Source organism: Streptococcus cristatus (genome assembly GCF_003943535.1).
Taxonomy (GTDB): Bacteria; Bacillota; Bacilli; order Lactobacillales; family Streptococcaceae; genus Streptococcus; species Streptococcus cristatus_L.
The window spans coordinates 59,762-84,030 of sequence record NZ_RJPU01000002.1 but is presented as its reverse complement, the minus strand read 5'-3'; the positions used below and the strand labels follow the sequence as shown (position 1 = coordinate 84,030).

Here is a 24,269-nt window from a genome sequence, read left to right as displayed (position 1 = left end):
AAATTGATTACATCCTTTCTCATTATACCCTATCCTATTATAGTCTGCAATATTTTTCCAAACTTTGGCTGTAACAGCTGATTCGGATAGCCATTTCCATAAAAAAATGGTATCATTAATCTCATGAACAAGAAAGAATTAATCGGTTTAAACCAAACCCAAGTAGATGAAAAGATTTCGCAGGGCTTGACCAACGATTTTACAAGTGACACCAGTACTAGTAACTGGCAAATCGTTAAGCGGAATGTTTTCACCCTTTTTAATGCTCTTAACTTTGTTATTGCTGTAGCCTTGGTCTCTGTCCAAGCCTGGAGCAATCTGGTCTTCTTCGCAGTAATCAGCTTTAACGCCGTCACTGGTATTATTACGGAACTACAAGCCAAACACATGATTGACAAGCTCAATCTGGTCAGCCGAGAGCTGGTCACAGTCATCCGCGACGGCCAGGAAGTCAAAATTCAGCCAGAAGAAATTGTACTGGGCGATCTGATCAAGCTGTCAGCCGGCGAGCAAATTCCCAGCGATGCCCATGTAGTAGAGGGTGTTGCCGAGGCCAATGAAGCCATGCTGACAGGGGAGAGTGACCTGGTTCTCAAGGAAGAAGGCGCTGAGCTGCTGTCTGGTAGCTTTCTGGCCAGTGGGCAGATCTATGCTGAGGTGCACCATGTCGGCGCAGACAACTATGCCAACAAGCTCATGACTGAAGCTAAAACTCTCAAGCCGATCAACTCCCGCATTCTTTACAATCTTGGGAAAATTTCCCGCTTTACCGGAAAAATTATCATTCCTTTCGGAATGGCTCTCTTCTTTGAAGCCCTGATGATAAAGGGATTGCCTGTCAAAAACTCTGTCATTACCAGCTCGACAGCCCTTTTGGGTATGCTACCTAAAGGAATCGCTCTGCTGACAGTCACGTCACTCCTGACAGCTGTCATCAAGCTAGGTATGCGCAAGGTTCTTGTTCAGGAAATGTATTCTGTTGAGACTCTGGCTCGGGTGGACACTCTCTGCCTGGACAAGACCGGGACAATTACCCAAGGTAAGATGACTGTTGAAGCCTTGCATAGCCTGTCAGATAAGTTTTCTAATGAGACAGTCGGTCAAATCTTAGCAGCCTACATCCAAACCAGTGAGGATAATAACCCAACAGCCCAGGCTATCCGCAAGGGCTACGGCCATTTAGAGCACACCTATACTAGCGACAATGTTATTCCATTTTCTAGCGACCGAAAATGGGGCGCTATGCATTTATCAAGTGTCGGAACTATCTTTTTGGGGGCACCAGAAATGCTGCTGGACAGCAATCCTGCAGCGGTTGGAGAGGCTCAAAAACGCGGATCTCGGGTTTTGGTGCTGGCTCACAGCGACCAAGTGCTAGACAAACACAGTATCCAACTGCCTGAAGATATGACCGCTTTAGCTGTTCTGGAAATCACCGACCCTATTCGGGAGGGAGCGGCTGAGACACTGGACTATCTGCGTTCTCAGGATGTTGATCTGAAAATCATCTCTGGTGACAATCCTGTGACCGTTTCGCATATCGCGAGCCAGGCTGGATTTGCCAACTACGGCAGCTACATCGACTGCTCTAAAATCAGCGATCAAGAACTGGTTGAGCAAGCAGAAGAAACAGCCATCTTCGGCCGAGTTTCTCCTCATCAGAAGAAGCTGCTCATCCAAACTCTTAAGGCCGCCGGTCGGACAACAGCCATGACGGGAGATGGGGTTAATGATATCTTGGCCTTACGTGAAGCTGACTGTTCCATCGTCATGGCGGAGGGCGACCCTGCAACTCGGCAAATTGCCAACTTGGTCCTTCTGAACTCCGACTTTAACGATGTCCCTGAGATTCTTTTTGAAGGCCGCCGAGTCGTTAACAATATCGGCCGGATTGCTCCGATTTTCTTCATCAAGACCATTTATTCCTTCATCCTGGCTATCATCTGTATCGCCAGTATCCTGCTAGGCAAGCCAGAATACCTCTTGATTTTCCCATTCATTCCGATTCAAATCACCCTGATTGACCAGTTTGTTGAAGGCTTCCCACCCTTTGTCCTCACCTTTGAGCGCAATATTAAGCCGGTTGAAAAGCACTTCCTCAAACGCTCCCTGCAGCTAGCTCTGCCAAGTTCCCTCATGATTATCTTCAGTGTGCTATTTGTCCGTATCTGGGGCAGCAGCCATGGCTGGAGCGACATTGAAATGGCAACACTGACCTACTACTTACTAGGCAGCATAAGCTTCCTGTCCGTCATCCGGGTCTGCCTACCACTCAACCTCTGGCGCGCTCTTCTGATCATTTTTTCAGTCGTAGGCTTCTATCTATCCGCCTTTGTCCTGCAGCACCTTTTGGAAATTGCAACGCTGACAGCCGCAACCTTGCCAGTCTATCTGATTCTCATGGTTTTCTTTATCGGAATTTTCATCGCTTGTACCATCAAGCAAAAATATGAATTCAACTAAAATTCGCACCTGACTGTTTCTGTCAGGTGTTTTTTCCTATAAAATTTCTCTTTCTTCTTTGGAATAGTACTTAATCATGCTATAATGTTGGTATGACAGAAGCAAAATTAAAAGCTGGAGAAAGAGTTAATCAGCTCTTTTCCACTGATATTAAAATCATTCAAAATAGCGAGGTCTTTAGCTATTCAGTCGATAGTGTCCTGCTTTCTCGCTTTCCAAAATTACCCAAACGAGGGCTCATCGTTGATCTCTGCGCTGGAAACGGTGCTGTTGGTCTCTTTGCTAGCACACGGACTCGGGCCCAGATTCTAGCGGTGGAAATTCAGGAACGTTTAGCCGATATGGCCCAGCGTTCCATTGAATTAAATCACCTTACTCAACAGATGCAGGTCATCCATGACGACTTGAAAAATCTAGGTGCTCATATATCTGGCAGTAAGGTTGACATCATTCTCTGTAATCCCCCCTATTTCAAGGTAGATGAACATTCCAATCTTAACGGCAGTGAGCATTATCTGCTAGCGCGTCACGAAGTTGCTACCAATTTAGAAGAAATTTGCACGATTGCCCAGCGAGTTCTCAAGTCCAATGGCCGCTTAGCTATGGTTCATCGGCCAGATCGCTTTTTGGATATTTTAGAAACTATGAAAAACCATAATCTAGCGCCCAAGCGCATCCAGTTTGTCTATCCCAAGCAGGGGAGAGAAGCAAATATGCTCTTAATCGAGGCTATCAAAGATGGTTCACCAGACGGCCTGAAAATCCTCCCGCCTCTCTTTATCCACGAGCAAGACGGCAGCTATACACCAGAGATTCAAGAGATTTACTATGGAAAATAAAGCCTATATGTATGTCCTTAAATGCGGAGACGGTACCCTCTATACAGGCTATACAACTGATGTAGAAGCTCGCCTCAAAACACATCAGTCTGGAAAAGGAGCCAAGTACACTCGCGCCCGATTGCCCGTCACACTCATCTATCAAGAGGAACATCCCGACAAATCTGCAGCCATGTCGGCTGAAGCCCATTTCAAAAAGAAGAAACGAGCTGAAAAACTAGCTTATATAGAAGAAAAACGTAGTAAGTCCTGAAACTTACTACGTTTTTTGAGTTCTATATTCAAGATTAAATTAGATGCGTTTTTTCCATGAAGTCGCTGTTGTTTGAAGAACTTTATTGAGTTCGTCAATGTTCTCAAATCCAGTTGTGCGAAGCCATTCACGAGCTGCTGCCTCACCGTCTTTGATGTAGGCTTCAACTGATCCTGCCCAGGTTGCACGTCCACAAAGAACGCCGTTGAAATTCGCGCCTGATTCGTGGGCAAAGACAAGTGTTTCTTGGAAGAGTTTAGCTGACACACCTGCACTCAAGTAGATGTAAGGAAGGTTAGTTGCTTCGTCTTGTGCCTTGAAGAAGGCTGCTGCTTCTTCACGCGTATGAACGATTTCACCATCGCCAAAACCTTCAACGTATTTAACATTGACTGGGACTTCCACTTTCAAGACATCGATGTTGAAGCGTGGGTCTGAGAAGACCTTCATAGCACCGATAACCTTGTGTGGTTTTACTTTAGCGTATTCAGCAGAGCCAGCATCAGCGATTTTTTCATCGTAAGCGAGGATTTCAAGGAAGAAAGGAATATCTTCCGCCACACACTCAGAACCGATGCGTTCGATGTAGGCTTGTTTTTGTTGGTTGAGTTCGTCAGAACTGTCTACATCATAGTAAAGCAAGAATTTGACAGCGTCTGCACCTTGTTCTTTGATGCGTTTGGCAGACCAAACATCCAAGCAGTCAGGCAAGCGTTTAGTGCTTGTTGTGTCGTAGCCAGTTTTCTCATAAGCAAGGAGAAGACCAGCATTGGCATCAAGCGCTTTTGTAGCTGGAAGTCCATACTCAGGGTCGAGAAGCATAGATGATGCGTATTTTGTCAATTCATCTGCAACCAAGACTTTGAGTTCTTCCATTTGAGCAACTGTTGGCTCTTCTGTTTGGTATTGAGCCATGAGGCGTTTCAAAGCACCACGTTGGTCAAAGGCAAGAGCTGAGATGATGCCGTTCTCGTCAGAAAGTTTTTCCAAATATTTGCGTTTTTGTTCTGTTAAAGCCATTTTATACCTCTTTTACTATTAATTGATCATATAGAGCTTGATAGTTGGCCATATTGACATGACCTGTCATTTTTTCTTGAGCATTAAGCATACCAAGGACATTTGCCTTGATGAGGAGTTCTTGATCAGTTTCCTTATGAAGAAGTCCTGATGAAATCCCTGCAACAGTAGAATCTCCAGATCCGACAGGATTGACTACCTGAATTCTTGGAATATCTACCTTATAGAATGTATCACCATGTTTGGCAAAGGCACCATTGGCACCAAGTGAAACGATAATCCACTCAATCCCCGCAAATAAAGACTCTTGAAGGACTTCTTTTAATTCATCCAAGTCTTTAGAAATTTCTCTGCCAAGAAGCTGAGACAATTCTTCGTTATTTGGTTTAATAACTGTTGGTTTATGTGGTGATTCAAGAACCGCCTGAAGTGCTGCACCTGAGCAATCCAAAACAACTGGTTTTCCCGCGCGATTTGCAAGTTCTACCAAGCTAGCATAGTAATCAACTGGAAGACCTGCTGGAAGACTACCAGAGATAGCAACTACTTCCACAGTGTCAAGGAGATTCTCGAAATGAGCCAAGAAATCTTGACCTTCTTGTTCCAGAACTTCGGGCCCTTTCTCAAGAATTTCTGTTTGGTTGTCTCCGTGTAGGATAGCGATACAGTTACGAGTCTCTCCTTGAATGGAGAAGAAATCTTTCGTTACTTTATCATCGATATGCTCTACTAAAAACTCACCAAGTTTACCCCCAACTAAACCAGTAGCAGCAACAGAATCACCAAATTCTGAAAGAACTCGTGTAACATTGAGACCTTTACCACCAGCTGTCTTGGTCACATCCACCACACGGTTGACAGTGTCAATTTTCAATTCATCCAAAGGATAAGAAATATCAATGGATGGATTCATTGTGACTGTTAAAATCATGAGCCACCTCTTAGTCGTGGTATTCACCGCGATCCCATTTTTCAAGGAATTCTGTAAAGAAGTTTGCATCTGCTTGATGAGCATTGTGAGTTTCAACGTGCTCAATTTTAGCAATCAATTTTTTATTTTCTTCAGATGGTTTGTATTCAGCATTGATGAAAGCTTCGATGATATCGCACATAAGCAATTCGCCAGTGATTTTACCACCGAAACCGATAACGTTGGCGTTGAGTTGTTCTTTAGCATAGAGTGCTGTTGTCATATCACGAACCAAGGCAGAACGAACTCCTGGAACTTTATTTACGGCGTTATTGATACCAACACCAGTACCACAGATACATACCCCAAGATCAGCTTGACCGCTTGTAACGGCTTCACCAACTTTTTTACCAAAGATTGGGTAGTGAGTACGAGCATGATCGTAAGTACCAAAGTCAATGACTTCATGTCCTTTTGATTTCAAAAATTCTGAAACCGCCATTTTTTCATCTGTTACGATGTGGTCACATCCAATTGCAATTCTCATTAGTTATTCCCTCCGATTAATTATATAAATCTCATATCATTTATCCTTACTCAAGAAAAATCAAGATTAGCTTAGGAAGCGAGCTGCGAGCATAACTGAAGTTAGCTAAAGGGAGCTGACGACAGATTATCTTGATTTTTGAAGAGTATTAGCACATTTTGTTCAACATATCGACACGAATTTGGTGACGACCACCGTCGTATTTACCATTAACAAAACCTTTAGCAATGTTTTTAGCCAATTCGTCACCAACTGTTTCTGCTCCCATAGTGATCATACGTGAGTTGTTGTGTCCACGAGTCATATAAGCTGAACGTTCGTCTGAAACTTCTGCAGCAACCATTCCTTTAATCTTAGTTGCAACCATGAACGGACCAGCACCATAGGCATCAATCACGATACCAAGGTTTTGTTCTTCTTTGTTTACTTCTGCAGCAACAGCAAGAGTCACATCAACAAAGTCTTGACCTTCAGCCGTAACATCCACTACGTGGAAGTTTTCTTTTTCCAAGNAGTCTTTCACAACTTCTTTCAATCTCAGACCTGCAGCATCTGCACCAATGATAATAGACATATTAAGTCCTCCTTTAATTTTCTATATAATGAACTAAAATGTTTTAAAACATTAAACGTTATTTAATTTACAAGTTTATAATACAACATTTTATGTTCGATGTCAACATTATATGTTTGTTTTTGAACATTTTTAAAATTATTCTTTAAAAAATAGTAATATCAAATCCAATTTCTTCTTTTTCCCCTGCTGGGAGTAGACGGACATTTTTCTTGCTTTCTAAATAATCCTCCTCTTCTAACGAGGTCGACAAGCCTGACCAAGGTTCCAAGGCTATAAATGGTCCTTTGTTAATAGTTGACCAGATAATTAGATTTGGAAATTCTTGAAATTCCAAACGTAACCCTTTATCATGATTCCGAGAACGAAGAGCAACAGTCCGCGATTTTAGCTCATCAAGGGTCACTGCATCTTTAGCAAAGATATCATAGTCCAAATCTAGTTCTTTTTGATGATTTAAGAAGCTTGTACGTTCGAGAAAGTTTAACATACCAGTTTCAGGATAAGAGAGAGGAACGCTGCAAGTTTCTTCCTCTTCAAACTCCAAATAGTAATCTTCATACTTTTCATCATCGAGTAAAGGACAGTTGAAGCCTGGATGGCCTCCGATAAAGTAAGGCATGACCTCACTATCTCCCAGATTTTCTACGATATACTGGGTACGAAGCTTCTTGCCAGTCAAGCTATAGCGAATCGATAAGCGGAAATGATAAGGATAGTTTTGAAACATTTCCTCTGTGTCCTCAATAGCAAAAGTCACACTCGTATCCGTTTGTTCAACCAATTCAAATTCTTTCTTGCGAACGAGCCCATGCCGAGAAATAACTCCACTCGCTTCTTGATCATCTTTTAATACATAGTGAGCAGTGTCATTACGCAAACTCCCACAAATGGGGAAAAGAACTGGAGCTTGACCACTCCAATAGGTCGCATCACCCTGCCAGAGGTATTCCACGCCATCTTTATCCTTAATTGAAGAAAGCGCTCCTCCCAATTGCTTAAACTGCACTGTTAATTCATCATTTTCTAGCGCGATCACCATCCAAATCTCCTCTCTACTTCAGAGAAAAAGGCAGGCTTCTGACTTCTCTCTGCTTAGCCTTTTCTATTCATTACATAGGAAAAGCTAGATTATCAACATTCCCATTTGGAAATGGACAATCTAGCTTCCCTAGTCTTACAATATTTAACAATAGTTAACGGATATTATTTTGCTTTTGCTGCATATTCTGCATTCCGTTTGATCATTTGCTTTCTGTACCAAGCAAAGATTCCAATATAAGCACCAAGGAAGACAATAGCACCAATGATAGCTTTAATATCACCTGTAGTAGTATTACCAATAGTCCAACCCAAAAGTTTTTCGATTGGTCCTTCAAGTGTTGAGTGAGTAATCAATTGAGTTTGGCTAACTCCTTCAGGGAAAGCACCCACACCTTTAGCAAGTTCTGTTGCAAATGGTGCAATGAGTGTACCTGATAAAAGGAAGAGTGGTAACAAGAGAGTTCCAAAGACAATCATACGAAGCAATTTACCACGAGTAACAACCAGAAGGGCAGGTGTCACACCCATGGCGATGATACCAGCCAATGGCAAGATACCGTTTCCTACATTAGAAAGCAGAACTGCTTCAATCAACATGATTGGTGCAAGCACGTTAGCGCAGGCCCAGATTTCTGCACGACCAGCGATAAATGGCCAGTCAAGACCGATGTTAAATTTACGTCCTTGAAGACGTTTTGTTGCTACGTTAGTAATACCTTGTGAAAGTGGTTCAACGGCTGCGATAAACCATGATCCGATAAGTGAGAAGAGCTCCAAGCAGACACCGGCAGTCAAACCAAGAGACAACCATCCTTTGATAACAAGTGACCATTTTGCTGCTTCGGCAACGTCAGACACTGGGTGCGGAGTTCCCATGATACCGATAACTACACCAAGAAGGAAACCGATGAAGAATTTAGATCCCCAGAAACCAATTTTCTTGTTCAAAGCGGCAGCATCAAAGTCATATTTGTCCAACCCAGGGAAGAATTTGTCAAAAATCTTATCCAAAACCATGATAACAGGGTTCATCATGTAGTTCATGTGAGTTGAAGTCATTGGTGATGAACTTGGCGCATTCAACAAATCATCAAAAGTTGGTTTCATCAAGTCAGAGTTGATAATCTTTAAGACACCAACCAAGACAACTGCTAAAGTTGCAATCAAGAGTGACACAGCAGGACTTACATGGCTCTTATCTGCATACCATTTGATGAGCAAGCCAGTAATTGACAAGTGCCAGATATCAAAGATATCCACGTCCAATGTATCTGTTTTCTTTATAGCTAACATCACAACATTGACAATGAGCATGATGAGCAAGAAGTATAGGGTCCATGGAGAGCCCCAAGTAATGGTTGCAAGTGGTGCCCAACCAACGTCTGTGATATTCAACTGGATACCAGTGTTTTCAACGAATTTAGCAAGTGATGCTGAGAAAGCTCCGTTTAGCATACCGATGATGGCACCGATACCAGTAAGAGCGATGGCAAGTTTGATACCACCTTCAAGCGCTTTGGAGAATTTCACTCCAAATAGTAAGGCCAATACTGTCAAGATGATCAGCATGATGATAGGACCACCCATTTCCAAGACTGGCTTGAAAATCTTATTGGCTAGGTCAATAATGACATCCATAATAATTCCTCCCTTTTTTTGTTATATGAATGTTAACAAGATAAAGAATAGATTAACTTAGTCCGTGCTCTTTAATTGCTGCTTCAATATTGTCAAAGACTGGAGCGCTCATTGCAGGAATACGGAACAAAATTGGTCCAGCTTCGATAACTGGAATTCCTGGTTCAAAACCAAGATCTGTTGCAGCGATTGGCGTGAAGATATCATAACCTTGCATTAGATCTTCATTGACATCCTTAACCATCACGGCATCACAATGTACATTATAACCGCGGTTTGACAACTCTTCCTCAAGAGCACTCTTAATTTGGTGACTTGAGTTTACCCCTGCTCCGCAGGCTGCTAAAATTTTAATCATAATAAAATCCTCCGATTTATTTATTTATTTAATAACTTTTGAAATATATTGGAACAACTCTTCTTTTGAGTTCAAAGAAGCTAAACCAGCTAGATTTCCTTCGCTAGTGAAGAAATCCATCAACTGAGCTAAGATATTGGTCTGGCTTGAGCTAGAGTTGTTGATAATAAAGAACAAGAGAGACACTTCAACTGTTTGCGTAGGAGAAATCATATTGTGGAAGGTTACTGGCTGATTCAGCTTGACAACTACCACATTTTCAGTCAAGTTATGCGCGATGTCCGTATGAGGTATGGCAACATTCGGCAAGTCCTTGCCTAAAAATTCCATATCCAATCCAGTTGGAAACGCCTTTTCTCTTTCAAGTAAAGCGTTTCGATAAGAAGAAGTTACAACTTCTCTTTCTTCTAACAAATCAGCTACTTGATGAAAAAGATCTTCTTGATTTTCCGCATGTAAACAAAACACTAGATTTTCATCAAATAATTGGGCAAGCGCCATTTTATCATCTCTCCTTTTGTTTCTTTTTGTTCGTTTAATTAATTATATCATTATATGATAGCGCTGTCAATAGTTTATTTTGTTATTTTTTGTTTATTTATCTAATAACTTAAAAATTTAATGTTCATATGAAAATAGAACATTTCGTCATTCTGCATGGCTGAAGAATAACACGAGTCATAAAAATATCCTTAGCAAGTCTAAGTTGATATACAGGAACTTTGCATCCACTGTTAAATGCAATTCATTTGAAACACGAAATAAAAGCTGCGAAATTCGCAGCTTTCAGAATCTTAAATTAACATTCATGACAACGCGTTCAAATCAGAGAACCTTGGTGTAAGAACTATATTTTGCTCTCACTTTCGGAGAGATATGGTCATCCGTTACAATCGCATCAATATTGTCCAAACGGTAAAAACTATAGAAAGAATAGCTATCAAATTTGCTATTATCTGCAACAATGTATTTTTCAATTGCATTGTTGAGAATAATGGCATTTCCATTCCCCTCTTCCTCATTAGCAGTCGTCACATTGTGACCATCGATTCCGTTCACTCCAATAAAGGCCTTTGATACCTTGATTTCTCGTAAAAGTTTATTGGCAAACTGCCCCACAAAAGTCTGGGTCTTGACCCGATAGCGTCCTCCGATCAAAATCAAATCAAAATTAGGGTAATCCTTCAATTTTTCGAAAATAGGGAGTGAATTGGTTACAATACTGATATTTTTCCCCTCTAAATAATCGCCGATAAAATCCGTTGTAGTACCCGATCCGATAAAAACTGTATCTCCTTCAGCAATCAAATCAGCACATTTCTTAGCGATCAGCTTCTTTTCTTCGATATTTAACATCGTTTTTTCAGAATGCGAAGCTTCATTCAAGCTATCTTTCACTTTTTTATGAGCTCCACCATGCACCCGAATCAAAAGTCCTTGCTTCTCAAGATCAATCAAATCTCGCCGAATGGTCATATCTGTTACATTCAGCAATTCCTTCAGGTTCTTTACAGACACAACTCCCGTCTGGTCCAGCTCTTGTAAGATCACTTTATGACGACTTTCCTTCATGTACAATCCTCCTTGTGGTTGATGTCTAGAGACTTCTCACAAAGTCTATTTTTCTTGTCAGGTTCCTTAGACACTTCAAATCACCTTAATGTCCATGCACCATTACTTATATCATTATACTACAATTTTCTCATATAAACAAAAAAATGTATACTTTTTTTCAAAAAAATAGATTATTGTTTGATTATGCGTTTTCATTGTGCCTTTTTCAAACAAATCATGAAAGATATCTAGATTCTCCTCAATCAAAAAATCCAATGTCTAATGACATCGGATTTTCTGTTTATTTATCGCCTTTATTACGGATAATAAATCCGGTTTTCTTTTCGCTGGAAGTACGGTGCGGACGCTTGTTCCCTCTGCTTTCGAAATCACGACTGTTCTTGTTTGACTTACGTTTAAAGTCACGACGGCCACCATCTCGGTCCTCACTTCTCCCACGACGATCACGACCTTGGTCACCTCGACGGCCATTGCCTCGACCACTCTTACCTTTTCCGCCAAAGCCGCCACCAGATGGCTTAAATGGCAATGGTTTTTCACGGGCAATTTCTACTTCAGGAAGAGTATCTGGATCCTGTACCGTCAGGCTGAGGATATACATGGCCAGCTCCTCTGGGCTGAATTCTGCTGCCAGCTTGCGGGCATCCTTACTGAATTTCTCAAAGTTAGAACGGATGCTTTCGTCCGCAAAATCGCGTTTAATCTTCTTAAGGGCAACTCTTTTCTTAGCTTGGAAAGCTTCTTCCGCAGTCGCTGGCTTAAGGCCTTTCATACGCTTCTTGGTCAGATTTTCGATAATCTGCAGATAGCCCATTTCATTTGGCGCTACGAACGTGATAGACTGACCTGACTTACCAGCACGACCAGTCCGACCAATCCGGTGAACATAGCTTTCTGGATCCTGAGGAATATCGTAGTTGTAGACATGGGTCACACCAGAAATATCTAAACCACGGGCAGCCACATCTGTCGCAACCAAGACATCCAGATTGCCGTTTTTAAAGTCGCGGAGGACGCGGAGGCGCTTGCCTTGGTCCAAATCACCATGGATCCCCTCTGCTCGGAAACCGCGGATTTTCAGGCCACGAGTCAGCTCATCCACCCGGCGCTTGGTCCGACCAAAGACGATTGATAGCTCAGGCTGCTCCACATCCATCAAGCGAGTCATGGTATCAAATTTTTCATTTTCCTTGACACGGATATAATACTGGTCCACCAGCTCTGTCGTCAACTCTTTAGCAGCAATCTTGACATGCTCAGGCTCCTTCATAAACTGCACACCGATACGCTTAATAGCATCTGGCATGGTCGCTGAAAAAAGCAAGGTCTGACGATCTTCTGGCACACGGGAAATGATAGACTCAATGTCTTCCAAAAAGCCCATATTAAGCATTTCATCCGCTTCGTCCAAGATCAAAGTTTCAATCTGATTCAGCTTAAGCGCCTTGCGCTTAATCAAATCCAAGAGACGACCAGGTGTTCCTACGACGATATGAGCACCTGATTTGAGGGCTTTAATTTGCTTTTCAATGCTGGAGCCACCGTAGACAGAACGCACTTTGACTCCCTTGCTGCGGCCAAAACGGAACAGCTCTTCCTGACTCTGAACAGCCAATTCACGGGTCGGAGCGATAACCAACGCCTGCACAGCAGGATTATCAGTATCAATCTTTTCCAGCGTTGGAAAACCAAAAGCTGCTGTCTTTCCTGTTCCTGTCTGGGCCTGACCAATGACATCCTTACCTGCCATGGCAAGTGGAATGGTCTGCTCTTGAATAGGGCTTGCTTCTACAAAACCAGCTTTTTCAATCTCTGCTAGCAATTCAGTAGATAAATGTAATTCATTAAATTTCAATGTTCTTCTTCTTTCTAAAGGCGGTGCGAAGCCACCTTATAAAGCTTTTGATACTCAACTATCGAAACATACCAAGTACTTGTCGCTTGCTAAATCTCGATTTTTTGAGAGTATTCGCTCTTCTCTTCATAAATATGGGCTCTCAAGTCCAGGCACTAAAAAAGCGCCGACTCGGTCGCTAGCTCCCACTGAATAGAAAAACTGTATTTCTGCAACTAATCTAGTATACCACAAAAGCACCTAAAAAGATAGGACTTGCTTGTAAAATATTTTATTAGAGATTCTTTTGTAAAAAATGAAAACTTGAAAATCATTTTCAAAAACATTATAATCTACAAAGAAGAAAGGAGATAGGTATGAATAAATTTTTACGAGTGGTTTTCATTTTACTAATCTTAGCTATGCTGGGCGCTGCTATGATCCAGATATTCCAGCCCCAGCTCTTGGGCAATGAGTCCATCTATGGTCTAGCTCCCTACTGGCAGCGAGAAATTGGTTTCTGGAATCTGGCTATTCTTCCTTTAGTCATTGCCGCTAACATAAAGTATGATTGGTTTTATCTACGTATGACCCTGCTAGCACTGATTCTGGGTGGACTGTGCTTTGGTACCAACCATCTGCTAGGCTATCTGGAAAAGACGAATCAAGCCAATCTACTGGGCTGTATTGAAAATTACCTGCTAGTCTGCTGCTGGATCATCGGTTGGGTATTAGAATCTAGAAAAGAAAAAAATTGATATATAGAGTATCTCCTAACTAATAGTGTAACGATAATCCATAATTATCATAGTTACACTATTGTTTTTTATTCCTTATAAATTGTGGTCAATTGAAGAAAATATAAAATCTGGAGAAGATTATAAGGTTCTTCTCCTTTTTGATATGCAAAATGTTAATATTCTTATTTTGAAGTTTTCACAATTACGAAATCAATTAAAAATTCTAGAACAAAAAATAAACCGATAGAATGGATCTATCGGTTTTTGCATACTATGAAATAAATTAACGTACTGTACGGATACGCATTGTGTTTGTACGAACAGCTTCACCAAGTGGTACACCTGCAACGATAACGATATCGTCACCAGACTCAACAAGACCTGCTTCAACTGCTTTACGTTCAGCAATTTCGAACATATCATCAGTTGATGAAGGTGCTTCTGTCAACATTGGGATAACACCCCAGTTCAACATCAAGCCACGTTCTGTCAATTCGTCAAATGTCAATGCCAAGATATCAGCATTTGGACGGTATTTAGAGATTAAACGAGCAGTGTGACCAGTCTTAGTCAAAGTAACAATCAATTTGATATTCATTGAGTTAGTAGCATCTTTAACAGCTGAAGCCATAACTTCTGTCTTAGAGTTACGTTCAAAAGTATCTGAGTTCAAACGTCCGTATTCGTTAAGAAGAGTTTGAGCGTTCTTGTCGATTGTAGCCATTGTAGTTACTGACTCAAGTGGGTATTTACCGTTTGCAGACTCACCTGAAAGCATTGTAGCGTCAGTTCCATCGATAACAGCGTTAAATACGTCTGATACTTCTGAACGAGTTGCACGTGGTTTTTCAGTCATTGTTTCAAGCATGTTTGTTGCTGTGATAACAACTTTACCAGCTGCATTGACTTTAGTAATGATCATTTTTTGGTAAACTGGAACCATTTCGAATGGTACTTCGATACCCATGTCACCACGAGCGATCATGATACCGTCAGCAGCTTCAATGATTTCATCCAAGTTGTCGATACCTTGTTGGTTTTCGATTTTAGCGAACAATTGAACATGTCCGTTACCAGTTTCTTCACAGATTGCACGAACTTCGTTGACGTCTTTTGCAGTACGTACAAATGAAATCGCGATGAAGTTGATACCTTGTTCAAGACCGAAACGGATATCATCGTTATCGCGCTCAGCAAGAGCTGGGAAAGGAATTTTAGTGTTAGGGATGTTTACACCTTTTTGTTTAGCGATAACACCGTCATTTTCAACTTCAACTACAAATTCACGGCTTGCATCGTCTTTTTCTACAACGCGAAGACCAAGTTTACCATCGTCAACCAATACTTGACGACCTACTTCAACATCATCGTAGATGTCCAATCCGCCAGCAACGTTCAAGGCAATTACTTCACGAGTAGATTTGATACCTTGTTTAGTTGCAACACGGATTTTTTCACCAGTTTTGTATGAGTACTCTTTTGCGTCACCTTCGAACAGTTCTGTACGGATTTCTGGACCTTTAGTGTCAAGAAGGAAACCAACTTTTTTACCAGCGATTTCTTCCGCACGTTTAACAGTTGCCATACGCTCACCTTGTTCTTGATGGTCACCGTGTGAGAAGTTGAAACGGAAAGTGTTTGCTCCTGCTTCAATCAATTTTGCAATATTTTGAGCTGAAGCTTCAACGTCCAGTTTTTCACCCCAGTATCCGTCTTCACCGAATTTTTTACCGCCACGGATTTCTACCGCAGGACCTAAAGTTGCAACGATTTTTACGCGTTTGTTCATGATATTAAGAAACTCCTTCTACTATTTGGGGACTTCGCCCCTGATTGACCAATTAAATATTAATGCTGCGATTGAGCTCTGCTAAGCCGATATCAGCTTTGTGTGGATTGTTGACAACGATTTTGCCGTCTGCAGTCAGGCTAAAGAGTGCACCTTCCTCAGCAGTTCCCAAGATTGGGCTTTCCACCATTTTTTCATTACGGATACCTACGGCAACACCACCGATACCTTCTTTAAGTAGTTTAACGGCATGCGCTCCCATACGAGAAGCCAATACACGGTCGCGAGCAGTTGGTGAACCACCACGTTGGATGTGACCAAGTTCAGTCACACGGAGATCGCTAGTATCACCAGCTTCTTTCAGCTTTTTACCAAACTCATCTGCTGACATAACACCTTCAGCAAGAACAATGATATTATGCTTCTTACCTTTTTCATAGCCACGTTTGATGCTGGCAACGATATCTTCAATCTTGAAGCCTTCTTCAGGAATGATAATTTCATCTGCACCTGTAGCAATACCTGCCCACAGTGCGATATCTCCAGCGTTACGTCCCATTACTTCAACAACGAAAGTACGACGGTGACTGGATGATGTATCACGGATCTTGTCGATCGCATCCATTGCAGTTGTAACAGCAGTATCAAAACCGATAGTGAAATCTGTTCCGACAATGTCATTGTCAATAGTTCCAGGTACACCAACAGCTGGGAAGCCATGCTCTGTTAAGCGCATCGCACCATGGTAAGAACCATCTCCACCGATAACAACTACACCTTCAATACCGTGTTTCTTCAGTTGTTCGATTCCCTTTAATTGCCCTTCAAGTTTTGCAAACTCAGGGTAGCGTGCTGAATGAAGGAAAGTTCCTCCACGAGAAATAATGTCTCCAACTGAAGTCGCATCAAGTGGATAAATATCACCAGCAACCATTCCAGCGTAGCCGCCATAAATCCCATAAACTTCCATTCCTTCGGAAATTGCTTTACGAACGACTGCACGAATAGCAGCATTCATACCAGGGGCATCTCCACCACTGGTCAAAACAGCAATACGTTTCATTTCGTAATGTGCTCCTTTATCTTTTTAACATTCTTATAGATTATACCACAATCAGAATAAAAATTCTCTTATTTTCCTGATTTTTTACCGAAAAACCGTTTTCATGCTGTAATTTTCTAGTTCAGCTTGAAGTTGGTCTGATTTTTGAACTTGAAAGCCTGATGCAGGAACCGTTTTCTTGTCATTCTCATAGCGTAGCACCACGGGAATATCCCCAGGGTATCGCTGCAGGATCTCCGCAATATGCCTGTCGTGACTAGAGTCAGCCAATTGGATCCAAAAGCGTTCTGAGCTTGCTTTCTCCACCTCTGCTAGAACCATCTGTAGTCGGCCATCCCTCTCCTGAATTTTTCCAGTCAGATAGTAATAGCCTTTTTCTTGGATTAGTTGAGCAAAGCGGCGATAAACTTCAGGGAATAAAGTAACATCTAACTTTTTCTTGGTATCCGTCACTTGCATAAAGGCCATGTTTTCACCATTTTTTGTGCGAATAACCTTGATAGACTGGACTTCAACTAGAATGGTCGCCTTACTATTTTCCGCCAACTCTTCAATCCAGACAAAAGAACGATCGGCTTTCTTGGCTAGGCTAATGAGTGGATGGTCACTAAGCCCAATTCCAATCAGGGCTTGCTCCTGCTCAAACTTTTCTGCAGCAGTAAAATCCTCGGCATCCGTCCATGAATAGCTAGTATCAGCAAATAAACTCCCCAGCTCATCCGCAAAGACAAAAAGATTCGGTAAATTGTGCAAAATCTTCTGGCGATTGGGCTCAAAAACATCAAAGAGCCCTAATTGCACCAAAGGACTTAAAAGTGGCAATTTATGATAACTCTGCGGCAGGCGTAAGATAAAATCTTCCACACTGCTGAAGGGATTCTTTTGACGCTCTTCTATGATCCAGAATGCAAAATCTCTTGGCAAGCCCTTGATATTTTTCAGGCCAAGATAGATTTTTCGATCCTGAAACTTATCTTTATAGGGAATGTTGTGGATGGTCAAGGGAGCTAGCTCAAAGCCAAAGCCGAGTGCATCCGTGATATAATCCGAGCTCGAGTAGTTGAGCATAACATCAAAGAAGATGTCTGGATAATGAGCCTTGAAATAAGCCAGCTGAAAAGCTAGGGCCGAGTAAGCATAGGCGTGGCTACGGTTGAAGCCATAGCCGGCAAATTTCTCCATGACCGCAAAGACTTCCTTGGCCTTGGTCTCTGAGTGCCCCAATCTGACAGCTCCCCTGACAAATTCTTCCTCCATTTTATGCATTCCAGCAGCATTTTTCTTGCCCATTGCTCGCCGTAAAATATCGGCCTTCCCCAGACTAAAACCACCAAAACGCTGGGCGACCTGCATGACCTGCTCTTGGTAAAGCATGATGCCATAAGTTGGAGCCAAGATATCCTCCAAGCTCGGATCAATCATCTCCACGCGCTCGCGACCATGCTTGCGCTTAACAAAGTTATCAATATAATCACTTGCTCCAGGACGATTGAGAGAGGTGGTAGCTACTACTTCCTCAAACTTTACAGGTTGGACTCTTTTCAAAAGACTGATGGCACCCGCTTGTTCAAACTGGAAAATACCCTTGGTATTACCCGCTGCAAAAAGGCGCAGAGTTTCCTCGTCCTCCAAGTCAATACCAGCAATATCAATATCAACTCCGTATTTGTCTAGAGCTGCTTCTTTCATCCGCTGGACAAAGGTTAAATTGCGCAGGCCCAGAAAGTCCATCTTAAGCAGTCCATTGCTTTCGACACCGTGGGCATCGTACTGGGTGATATACATGTCTTCCCCATATTTTAAGGGAATCTGATTGGTCAAATCATCATCGCTCATAACGACACCTGCCGCATGGATTGAGGTCTGGCGTGGATTTCCTTCGATTTTTTTGGCAATTTCAAAGGCCTTCTGATATTCTAGTTTGCTATTGATAATCTGACGAAAAGCTATATTTCGCTCATAAGCAGTGGTTAAGTTGTCTCGAAAGCCGATTTTTTTGGTCATATTGGTCAGCTCGTACTCTGGCAAACCAAAGCGCTTAAAAACATCTCGGATAGCCTGCTTAGCCCCAAAGGTTGAGTAGGTCACAATCTGGGCCGCATGCATGCTACCATAACGATCCCGGACATAGCGGATAAACTCCGGCCGATACACATCGGGAATATCAATATCAATATCGGGCATGGTATAGCGTTCTAGGTTTAGGAAACGTTCAAACAGCAGGTTCTTTTCTACTGGGTCAATGCCTGTAATTTCCAAAGCATAGGCTACTAAACTGCCAACTGCAGAGCCACGTCCCATCCCCATGTAATAACCTTGACTGCGGCCAAAGCGCAGCAAATCCCAGACAATAAGGAAATAATCATCAAAGCCCATCTGATGAATGACATCTAGCTCCTGATCCAGCCTTGCTTGATAGGCTGTTCCTGCAAGCCCCCGCTTGGCTAATCCCGCCTCAGCTAACTCCCGCAGCTCCTCCACAGCAGGACGCTCAGGATTGAAGCGCGGAAGTTTCAAGTCAGTGTTGATTTCATAGTGAACATCAGCTATCAATTGCTCCAAGTTGGGCAAACTCTCTGGAAAGTTTTCAGCAAAGGCTTCTTCTAAAGAGGCTGGCGCTAATAAAAATTCATGGTTTGACAGATGGCCGACCTCTCGCAAGCTGATATTATCCCGAATCGCCCTCAACATCTGCAAAGTCTCCAAGTCTCCTTGCTCAAAATAACGAACCGTATGTAAGGGCAGGACTGGCCTAGTCAATTCCTGCCTAGGCGTATCTGGAAAGACCCCAACATAAAAGTCTAAGCCAAGATCTAGTTGATCCACGCCCTCAAAGATTGGCACAATCAGAGCCAAACCTTTAAAAAGATGTTGAAAGTCTTCCCAATTTTGACGATTCATCATTTTTAGAGTCGAAATCTTCATCAAATTGCGATACCCCTGACTATCCAAGGCTAGCAGTCTCAGATTGAGAGGATTTCCATCTTTATAAATTTCCATTTCTAGACCTAGCAAGGGCTGAAGTCCTGCCGCTTTTGCCTCCTCTAGAAAATGATAAGCCCCATAAAGATTGTCCACATCCATCATGCCTAGACTTTTGTAGCCCAAGTCCTTGGACCGTTGAACATATTTTTTGATAGAGACTAAACTATCCATAAAGCTATAAACAGTCTTGGTATCTAGTTGTGTAATCACAAAATTCTCCTTGATACAGCTACGATAAATGATGCCTACTAGTAAAAAGAAGACAGAAAACAATATATTTTCACTTCTTTATTTTTTCGTTTTACTGAAAATCTATGCCAAATCTTGGCTAACTCCTGACCTCTTTATTCCTATCAGTTAAGTAGATTGGACAAGCAATGATTTTCAACATTCCTACTTCTATTATACCTAAATTTCTGTAAAGAAGAAACTCAGAGTCTTTTATATTCGGCGACTGTGTTTAACTAAAAGAAAAAACGAGACAGAACCAAATTCTTTCAAAATTTAATTCTGTCCCATTCCGTATCAATTTATTATTTACGAGTTGATTTGCGTTCATTGATCGTATGAGCTAGGAGAACTTCGCGCTCTTCCAACTCTTCTTTATGCATAATCTTTGTCAGCATCCGCATACTAATCGCACCGATGTCATACAGAGGTTGTCCGATAGTAGACAGATTAGGACGAGTAAAGCGAGCAATTTGCGAATCATCGCTAGTAATGATTTCAAAGTCTTCAGGAATACGAACACCTCGATCAGCCAAACCATTTAGCAAACCTGCTGCCAACTCATCTCCGGTCACAAAGGCCGCCGTTGCCTTTGAAGCAATCAGACGTTCAGCTAGATGATAACCATCATCGTAGCTATACTTAGACTCGAAGACCAAGCCTTCGCTGTATGAAATTTTCTTGCCCTTCAGAGCTTCTTTGTAGCCAGACAAGCGGATTTTACCATTGATATCATCTACCAAAGGACCGCTGACAAAAGCAATTTTCTTGTTGCGTTTAGCCAATAGTTCCACAGCATCAACGGTTGCCTGTTTATAATCAATATTGACACTTGGTAACTGATGCTCTACATCCACCGTGCCCGCTAGAACCACTGGTGTCCGTGAACGTGAAAATTCTGAGCGGATTTTCTCTGTCAGATGGTAACCCATAAAAATAATACCATCTACTTGCTTAGAGAAAAGGGTATTAACAACCGAAACTTCCTTGTCATCATCTTCATCGCTGTTTGCCAGGACGATATTGTACTTATACATTTCGGCAATATCATCAATCCCTTTGGCTAAAGTAGAGAAGTAACTATTCGTGATATTGGGAATTACAACACCAACAGTGGTCGTCTTTTTGCTGGCCAAACCACGGGCAACTGCATTAGGACGATAGTCAAGACGTTCAATTACTTCTAGTACTTTCTTTCGTGTATTTTCTTTTACATTCTTGTTACCATTTACAACTCGGCTGACTGTCGCCATTGAAACTCCCGCTTCACGGGCGACATCATAAATGGTTACTGTGTCGTCTGTGTTCATATAGTTTCCTTTCTTTTGTTGAAAATATCGTTTTCATTTTTCTACACTTATCATTGTATCACTAATTGTAAACACTTTCAAGTATTTTAGCGCACAGATATGAAAACTTTTTCATTTTTTATTTACACGAATCGCAGGAAATGAGTTATGGAATCAAATTAGTTTAAACTCAATAAAAAATCGGCTCAAAAGCCGATTTTTTATTGATATCATTTAAAGCTGCCTGTACATCAACCAGAATTTCGTAGTCCTGTCGCAATTCCATTGATGGTAATGTGGATCAAACGTTCTTGTTCTGGTGAAAGTTCTCCTCGGCGCTGACGCTTGATCAGCTCAAGCTGGATATAATTCAAAACATTGAAATAAGGCATCCGATAGTTCAAGCTATCCTTGAGATAGGCATTTTCTGCTAAGAGCTCGTCATGGCCTTCAATCGCCAAGATAACATCCTTTGTCAGCTGCCATTCGTCTAGGATTGTATTGAAAATATCGCGTACATTTTGGTCTTCACAAAGTTGCGCATATTCAAAAGCGATATTCATATTAGATTTGGACAGCACCATATCAACATTTGACAAGAGGGACTGGAAGAATGGCCATCTCTGATACATAAATTGAAGGAAGGCCAGATTCTTTTCAGGATCTTCATCGATAAATTCTTTGAAGCTAGAGCCAACGCCATACCAACCAGGGAACATCACCCGACTTTGAGACCATGAGAAGACCCAAGGAATGGCTCTCAGACCGCCAATTTCAGTGATCGTTTTACGGGCCGCTGGACGAGAACCGATATTAAAGCTAGAAATGGCCTTAATAGGACTAGACTCAAAGAAATAGTCATAGAAACGTTCGTCGCCAAAGACTAGATCGCGATAGATTTGGTAGCTTCGATCGACCACTCGATCCATCACTCTCTCATATTCATTGGTCGTATTACTATCACTCTTCTTATAGCTTATCATGCGGTTAATAGCCGCAGATACAAGCATTTCCAGATTATAGTAGGCAGCGTCCTTATTACCGTATTTATTGCCGATGACCTCACCCTGCTCTGTCAGGCGGATACGATCATTGATACTTCGCAATGGCTGTGAAGTGATTGCCTCATAGGTTGGGCCACCGCCACGACCGACAGTTCCACCACGACCATGGAAGAAGGTAATCTTGACGCCAAACTTATCACCAATGGCTGTCAGTTGTTGCTGAGCCTTGTAGAGAGTCCAGCAAGATGATAAGTAGCCACCGTCTTTGTTACTGTCTGAGTAGCCCAGCATGATTTCTTGATAGTTATTTTTAGAAGCAATCCATTTTTGAGCAATTGGCAGAGACAGATATTTCTCCATAGTATCGCAAGAGTTATCCAAGTCCTCAATCGTTTCAAACAGAGGAACAATCTGCACACGCGCACCTTCCTCATCGATCAAGCCGACTTCCTTGAGCATAATCGCCAACTCTAGCAGATCTGATACGCTAGTCGAATGAGAAATAATATTTTGCTTGATAACATCTTCGCCAATCGCATCCTTAAGCTGACGAGCCGTCTTGAAAATCTCCAATTCTTTTTGTAGAAGTTCAGATTTAGGTGCATGAGTGGCTGACAGGATCCGTGGATCCTCCAGAAGCTGCTTGAGGAGAACTTGGCATTTTTCTTCCTCTGACAAGCTGCTGTAATCTTTCACAATATTAGCAGAAGCCAAGAGCTCCGCCACACAAGCCTCATGGACACTGGAATCCTGACGCATATCAATGCTGGCCAAGAAGAAACCAAAAATGTCAACTGCTTGTAGCAATTCAGTAAGTTCTCCAGTCACCAGAGCTTGTCCATTGTGCTCCAGCAAAGAATCACGAATAACAAGAAGATCTTCCTTAAACTCTTGCGCATCTTTGTAAGATGGAAGTTGTTCTTTTCGTAATTCATCTAAACTACCACTAAGTTTAGACTGGATATAATTTGGAATAATTTCCCTACCATTATGGCTGACCGAGGTAGCAGCATTTGCATGCAGGACTGCTTCAGCTTTATCAGCCAAACGATGCCCTTCACCGGAGAAATTACCTTCTTTCAGATAAAGTAAGGTCTGAATCAACTTGGACTGAATGTAATGAAAAGCACGGCGATAAGGCTCATTTTCCCGATAAACAGACTTGTCGCTGGACAAAGCTGCCATCTTGGCTACAGCTTCACTTGTTTTTGAAAGATTAGTAGACAGGGAGAAGTTACGATAGAGCGTATAAACCTTGTCAATGTAGTAATTCAGAATAACTTCGCTCTGTACTGTTGCAGACAATTTCAGAGTTTCAGCGGTTACAAATGGATTTCCATCACGGTCACCACCAATCCACATTCCCATGGTGATGGGTTTAGGATTTTCCAAATGGATTCCTTTTTCTTCTGCCAAGCGTTTATACTCTAGCATCAGGTTCGTAATTGCTTGAAGAAAAGAACTGTTATAGTACTCCATAACATTAGTGATTTCATTGGTAACCTTAAGTTTCTTTTCCCGAATCATATCGGTCTGCATCATCAGCTCGATATAGCGACGGAGATTGGCTAACCATTTCTTTTCGTTCACCAGACCAGCTTTAACATCACGATGCTGACGCAAAAGTGTATGGATATGATTGGTCAAATCCAACATGGTCTTGCGCTGAACCTGAGTCGGATGAGCAGTCAAAACAGGAACAACATTTAGATTTTCCAGGATTTCTTGTGCATTTTCTCGTGTGGAAACCAAATCAATCGTCGTCGAAAGCTTACCAAGGTAGTCTTGGTCAATATTATTTTGATGATTGATCTCATAAGCCAAGTCAACATCTTCAGAAATATTGATGAGCAGAGGTAAAATAGCAAAATAGCGTGAGATATAGACCATATCATCCGTGGATAATTCTTCTACTACTGCTTTCAGCTCTTGGTATTTAGATTGAACTGCCAGTTCTTCAATCATGGAGATTTTAGCAAAAGTGTCAGGACTGAGAATATCCCGGGTAATATCTACCAACAAGTCCGTTAAAATAGAAACTTCTTCTCGAATCATTTCTTTATTGCTATAATTTTCTAATTTTGTAAATGACATTATTTACACCTTTCTATTGTTG

19 protein-coding genes are annotated in these 24,269 nt (G+C 41.8%); 4 read left to right on the top strand and 15 right to left on the bottom strand.

Features of this window, described 5'->3' with window-relative positions; all coding sequences use genetic code 11:
* Positions 1-123: 123 nt before the first annotated feature.
* From D8790_RS03610 to D8790_RS03600, 3 genes are all read left to right on the top strand, one after another.
* Positions 124-2,463, top strand: a complete 2,340-nt coding sequence (locus D8790_RS03610; RefSeq protein WP_125387636.1) for a cation-translocating P-type ATPase — start codon at positions 124-126, stop codon at positions 2,461-2,463.
* A 92-nt stretch (positions 2,464-2,555) separates the two neighbouring features.
* Positions 2,556-3,302 (top strand): tRNA1(Val) (adenine(37)-N6)-methyltransferase, encoded by a 747-nt coding sequence (locus D8790_RS03605; protein ID WP_125387635.1) that lies wholly within the window; start codon positions 2,556-2,558, stop codon positions 3,300-3,302.
* A complete protein-coding gene (locus tag D8790_RS03600; RefSeq protein WP_125387634.1) occupies positions 3,292-3,555 on the top strand; it encodes a GIY-YIG nuclease family protein in 264 nt (87 codons plus the stop codon). Before D8790_RS03605 ends, D8790_RS03600 begins: the two co-directional genes overlap by 11 nt.
* A 39-nt stretch (positions 3,556-3,594) precedes the next feature.
* Here the strand turns inward: D8790_RS03600 and lacD are convergent, their stop codons facing one another.
* From lacD to cshA, 10 genes are all read right to left on the bottom strand, one after another.
* Positions 3,595-4,575, bottom strand: a complete 981-nt coding sequence (gene lacD, locus D8790_RS03595) for a tagatose-bisphosphate aldolase (protein WP_125387633.1) — start codon at positions 4,573-4,575, stop codon at positions 3,595-3,597.
* Between the two features lies 1 nt (position 4,576).
* Positions 4,577-5,506, bottom strand: a complete 930-nt coding sequence (locus tag D8790_RS03590; RefSeq protein ID WP_125387632.1) for a tagatose-6-phosphate kinase — start codon at positions 5,504-5,506, stop codon at positions 4,577-4,579.
* Positions 5,507-5,516: 10 nt separating this feature from the next.
* Complete coding sequence (lacB, locus tag D8790_RS03585) at positions 5,517-6,032, bottom strand: galactose-6-phosphate isomerase subunit LacB (protein ID WP_001216904.1); 516 nt, start codon at positions 6,030-6,032, stop codon at positions 5,517-5,519.
* 148 nt (positions 6,033-6,180) lie between these two features.
* Positions 6,181-6,606: a galactose-6-phosphate isomerase subunit LacA gene (gene lacA, locus D8790_RS03580; RefSeq protein ID WP_125387631.1), complete on the bottom strand. Its 426-nt coding sequence runs from the start codon at positions 6,604-6,606 to the stop codon at positions 6,181-6,183.
* A gap of 145 nt (positions 6,607-6,751) precedes the next feature.
* Positions 6,752-7,648 carry an aldose 1-epimerase family protein gene (locus tag D8790_RS03575; RefSeq protein WP_125387630.1) on the bottom strand — a complete coding sequence of 299 codons (897 nt, stop codon included), beginning with the start codon at positions 7,646-7,648 and terminating at the stop codon, positions 6,752-6,754.
* A 164-nt stretch (positions 7,649-7,812) separates the two neighbouring features.
* Positions 7,813-9,288 (bottom strand): PTS galactitol transporter subunit IIC, encoded by a 1,476-nt coding sequence (locus D8790_RS03570; protein ID WP_125387629.1) that lies wholly within the window; start codon positions 9,286-9,288, stop codon positions 7,813-7,815.
* Positions 9,289-9,340: 52 nt separating this feature from the next.
* Positions 9,341-9,646, bottom strand: a complete 306-nt coding sequence (locus tag D8790_RS03565) for a PTS sugar transporter subunit IIB (RefSeq protein WP_125387628.1) — start codon at positions 9,644-9,646, stop codon at positions 9,341-9,343.
* Positions 9,647-9,670: 24 nt separating this feature from the next.
* Positions 9,671-10,147: a PTS sugar transporter subunit IIA gene (locus D8790_RS03560; RefSeq protein ID WP_125387627.1), complete on the bottom strand. Its 477-nt coding sequence runs from the start codon at positions 10,145-10,147 to the stop codon at positions 9,671-9,673.
* A 324-nt stretch (positions 10,148-10,471) separates the two neighbouring features.
* Complete coding sequence (locus D8790_RS03555) at positions 10,472-11,218, bottom strand: DeoR/GlpR family DNA-binding transcription regulator (protein WP_005590674.1); 747 nt, start codon at positions 11,216-11,218, stop codon at positions 10,472-10,474.
* 283 nt (positions 11,219-11,501) lie between these two features.
* Positions 11,502-13,076, bottom strand: coding sequence for a degradosome RNA helicase CshA (gene cshA, locus D8790_RS03550; protein WP_125387626.1), 1,575 nt, complete (start codon positions 13,074-13,076; stop codon positions 11,502-11,504).
* A gap of 356 nt (positions 13,077-13,432) precedes the next feature.
* Between cshA and D8790_RS03535 the strand changes: the two genes are divergently transcribed.
* Positions 13,433-13,813, top strand: coding sequence for a hypothetical protein (locus tag D8790_RS03535; RefSeq protein ID WP_125387624.1), 381 nt, complete (start codon positions 13,433-13,435; stop codon positions 13,811-13,813).
* Positions 13,814-14,078: 265 nt separating this feature from the next.
* Here D8790_RS03535 and pyk read toward each other — a convergent pair whose 3' ends face one another.
* The 5 genes from pyk to ppc all read right to left on the bottom strand — a co-directional run bounded on the left by pyk (position 14,079) and on the right by ppc (position 24,247).
* Positions 14,079-15,584 (bottom strand): pyruvate kinase, encoded by a 1,506-nt coding sequence (gene pyk, locus D8790_RS03530; protein ID WP_125387623.1) that lies wholly within the window; start codon positions 15,582-15,584, stop codon positions 14,079-14,081.
* A 52-nt stretch (positions 15,585-15,636) separates the two neighbouring features.
* Entirely contained in the window at positions 15,637-16,647 is a 1,011-nt protein-coding gene (gene pfkA / locus D8790_RS03525) for a 6-phosphofructokinase (protein ID WP_005590682.1), read from the bottom strand.
* Between the two features lie 84 nt (positions 16,648-16,731).
* A complete protein-coding gene (locus D8790_RS03520) occupies positions 16,732-19,842 on the bottom strand; it encodes a DNA polymerase III subunit alpha (RefSeq protein ID WP_125387622.1) in 3,111 nt (1,036 codons plus the stop codon).
* Positions 19,843-20,165: 323 nt separating this feature from the next.
* Positions 20,166-21,170 carry a catabolite control protein A gene (gene ccpA / locus D8790_RS03515; RefSeq protein ID WP_005590686.1) on the bottom strand — a complete coding sequence of 335 codons (1,005 nt, stop codon included), beginning with the start codon at positions 21,168-21,170 and terminating at the stop codon, positions 20,166-20,168.
* Positions 21,171-21,400: 230 nt separating this feature from the next.
* Positions 21,401-24,247 (bottom strand): phosphoenolpyruvate carboxylase, encoded by a 2,847-nt coding sequence (ppc, locus tag D8790_RS03510; RefSeq protein ID WP_125387621.1) that lies wholly within the window; start codon positions 24,245-24,247, stop codon positions 21,401-21,403.
* Positions 24,248-24,269 lie beyond the last annotated feature (22 nt).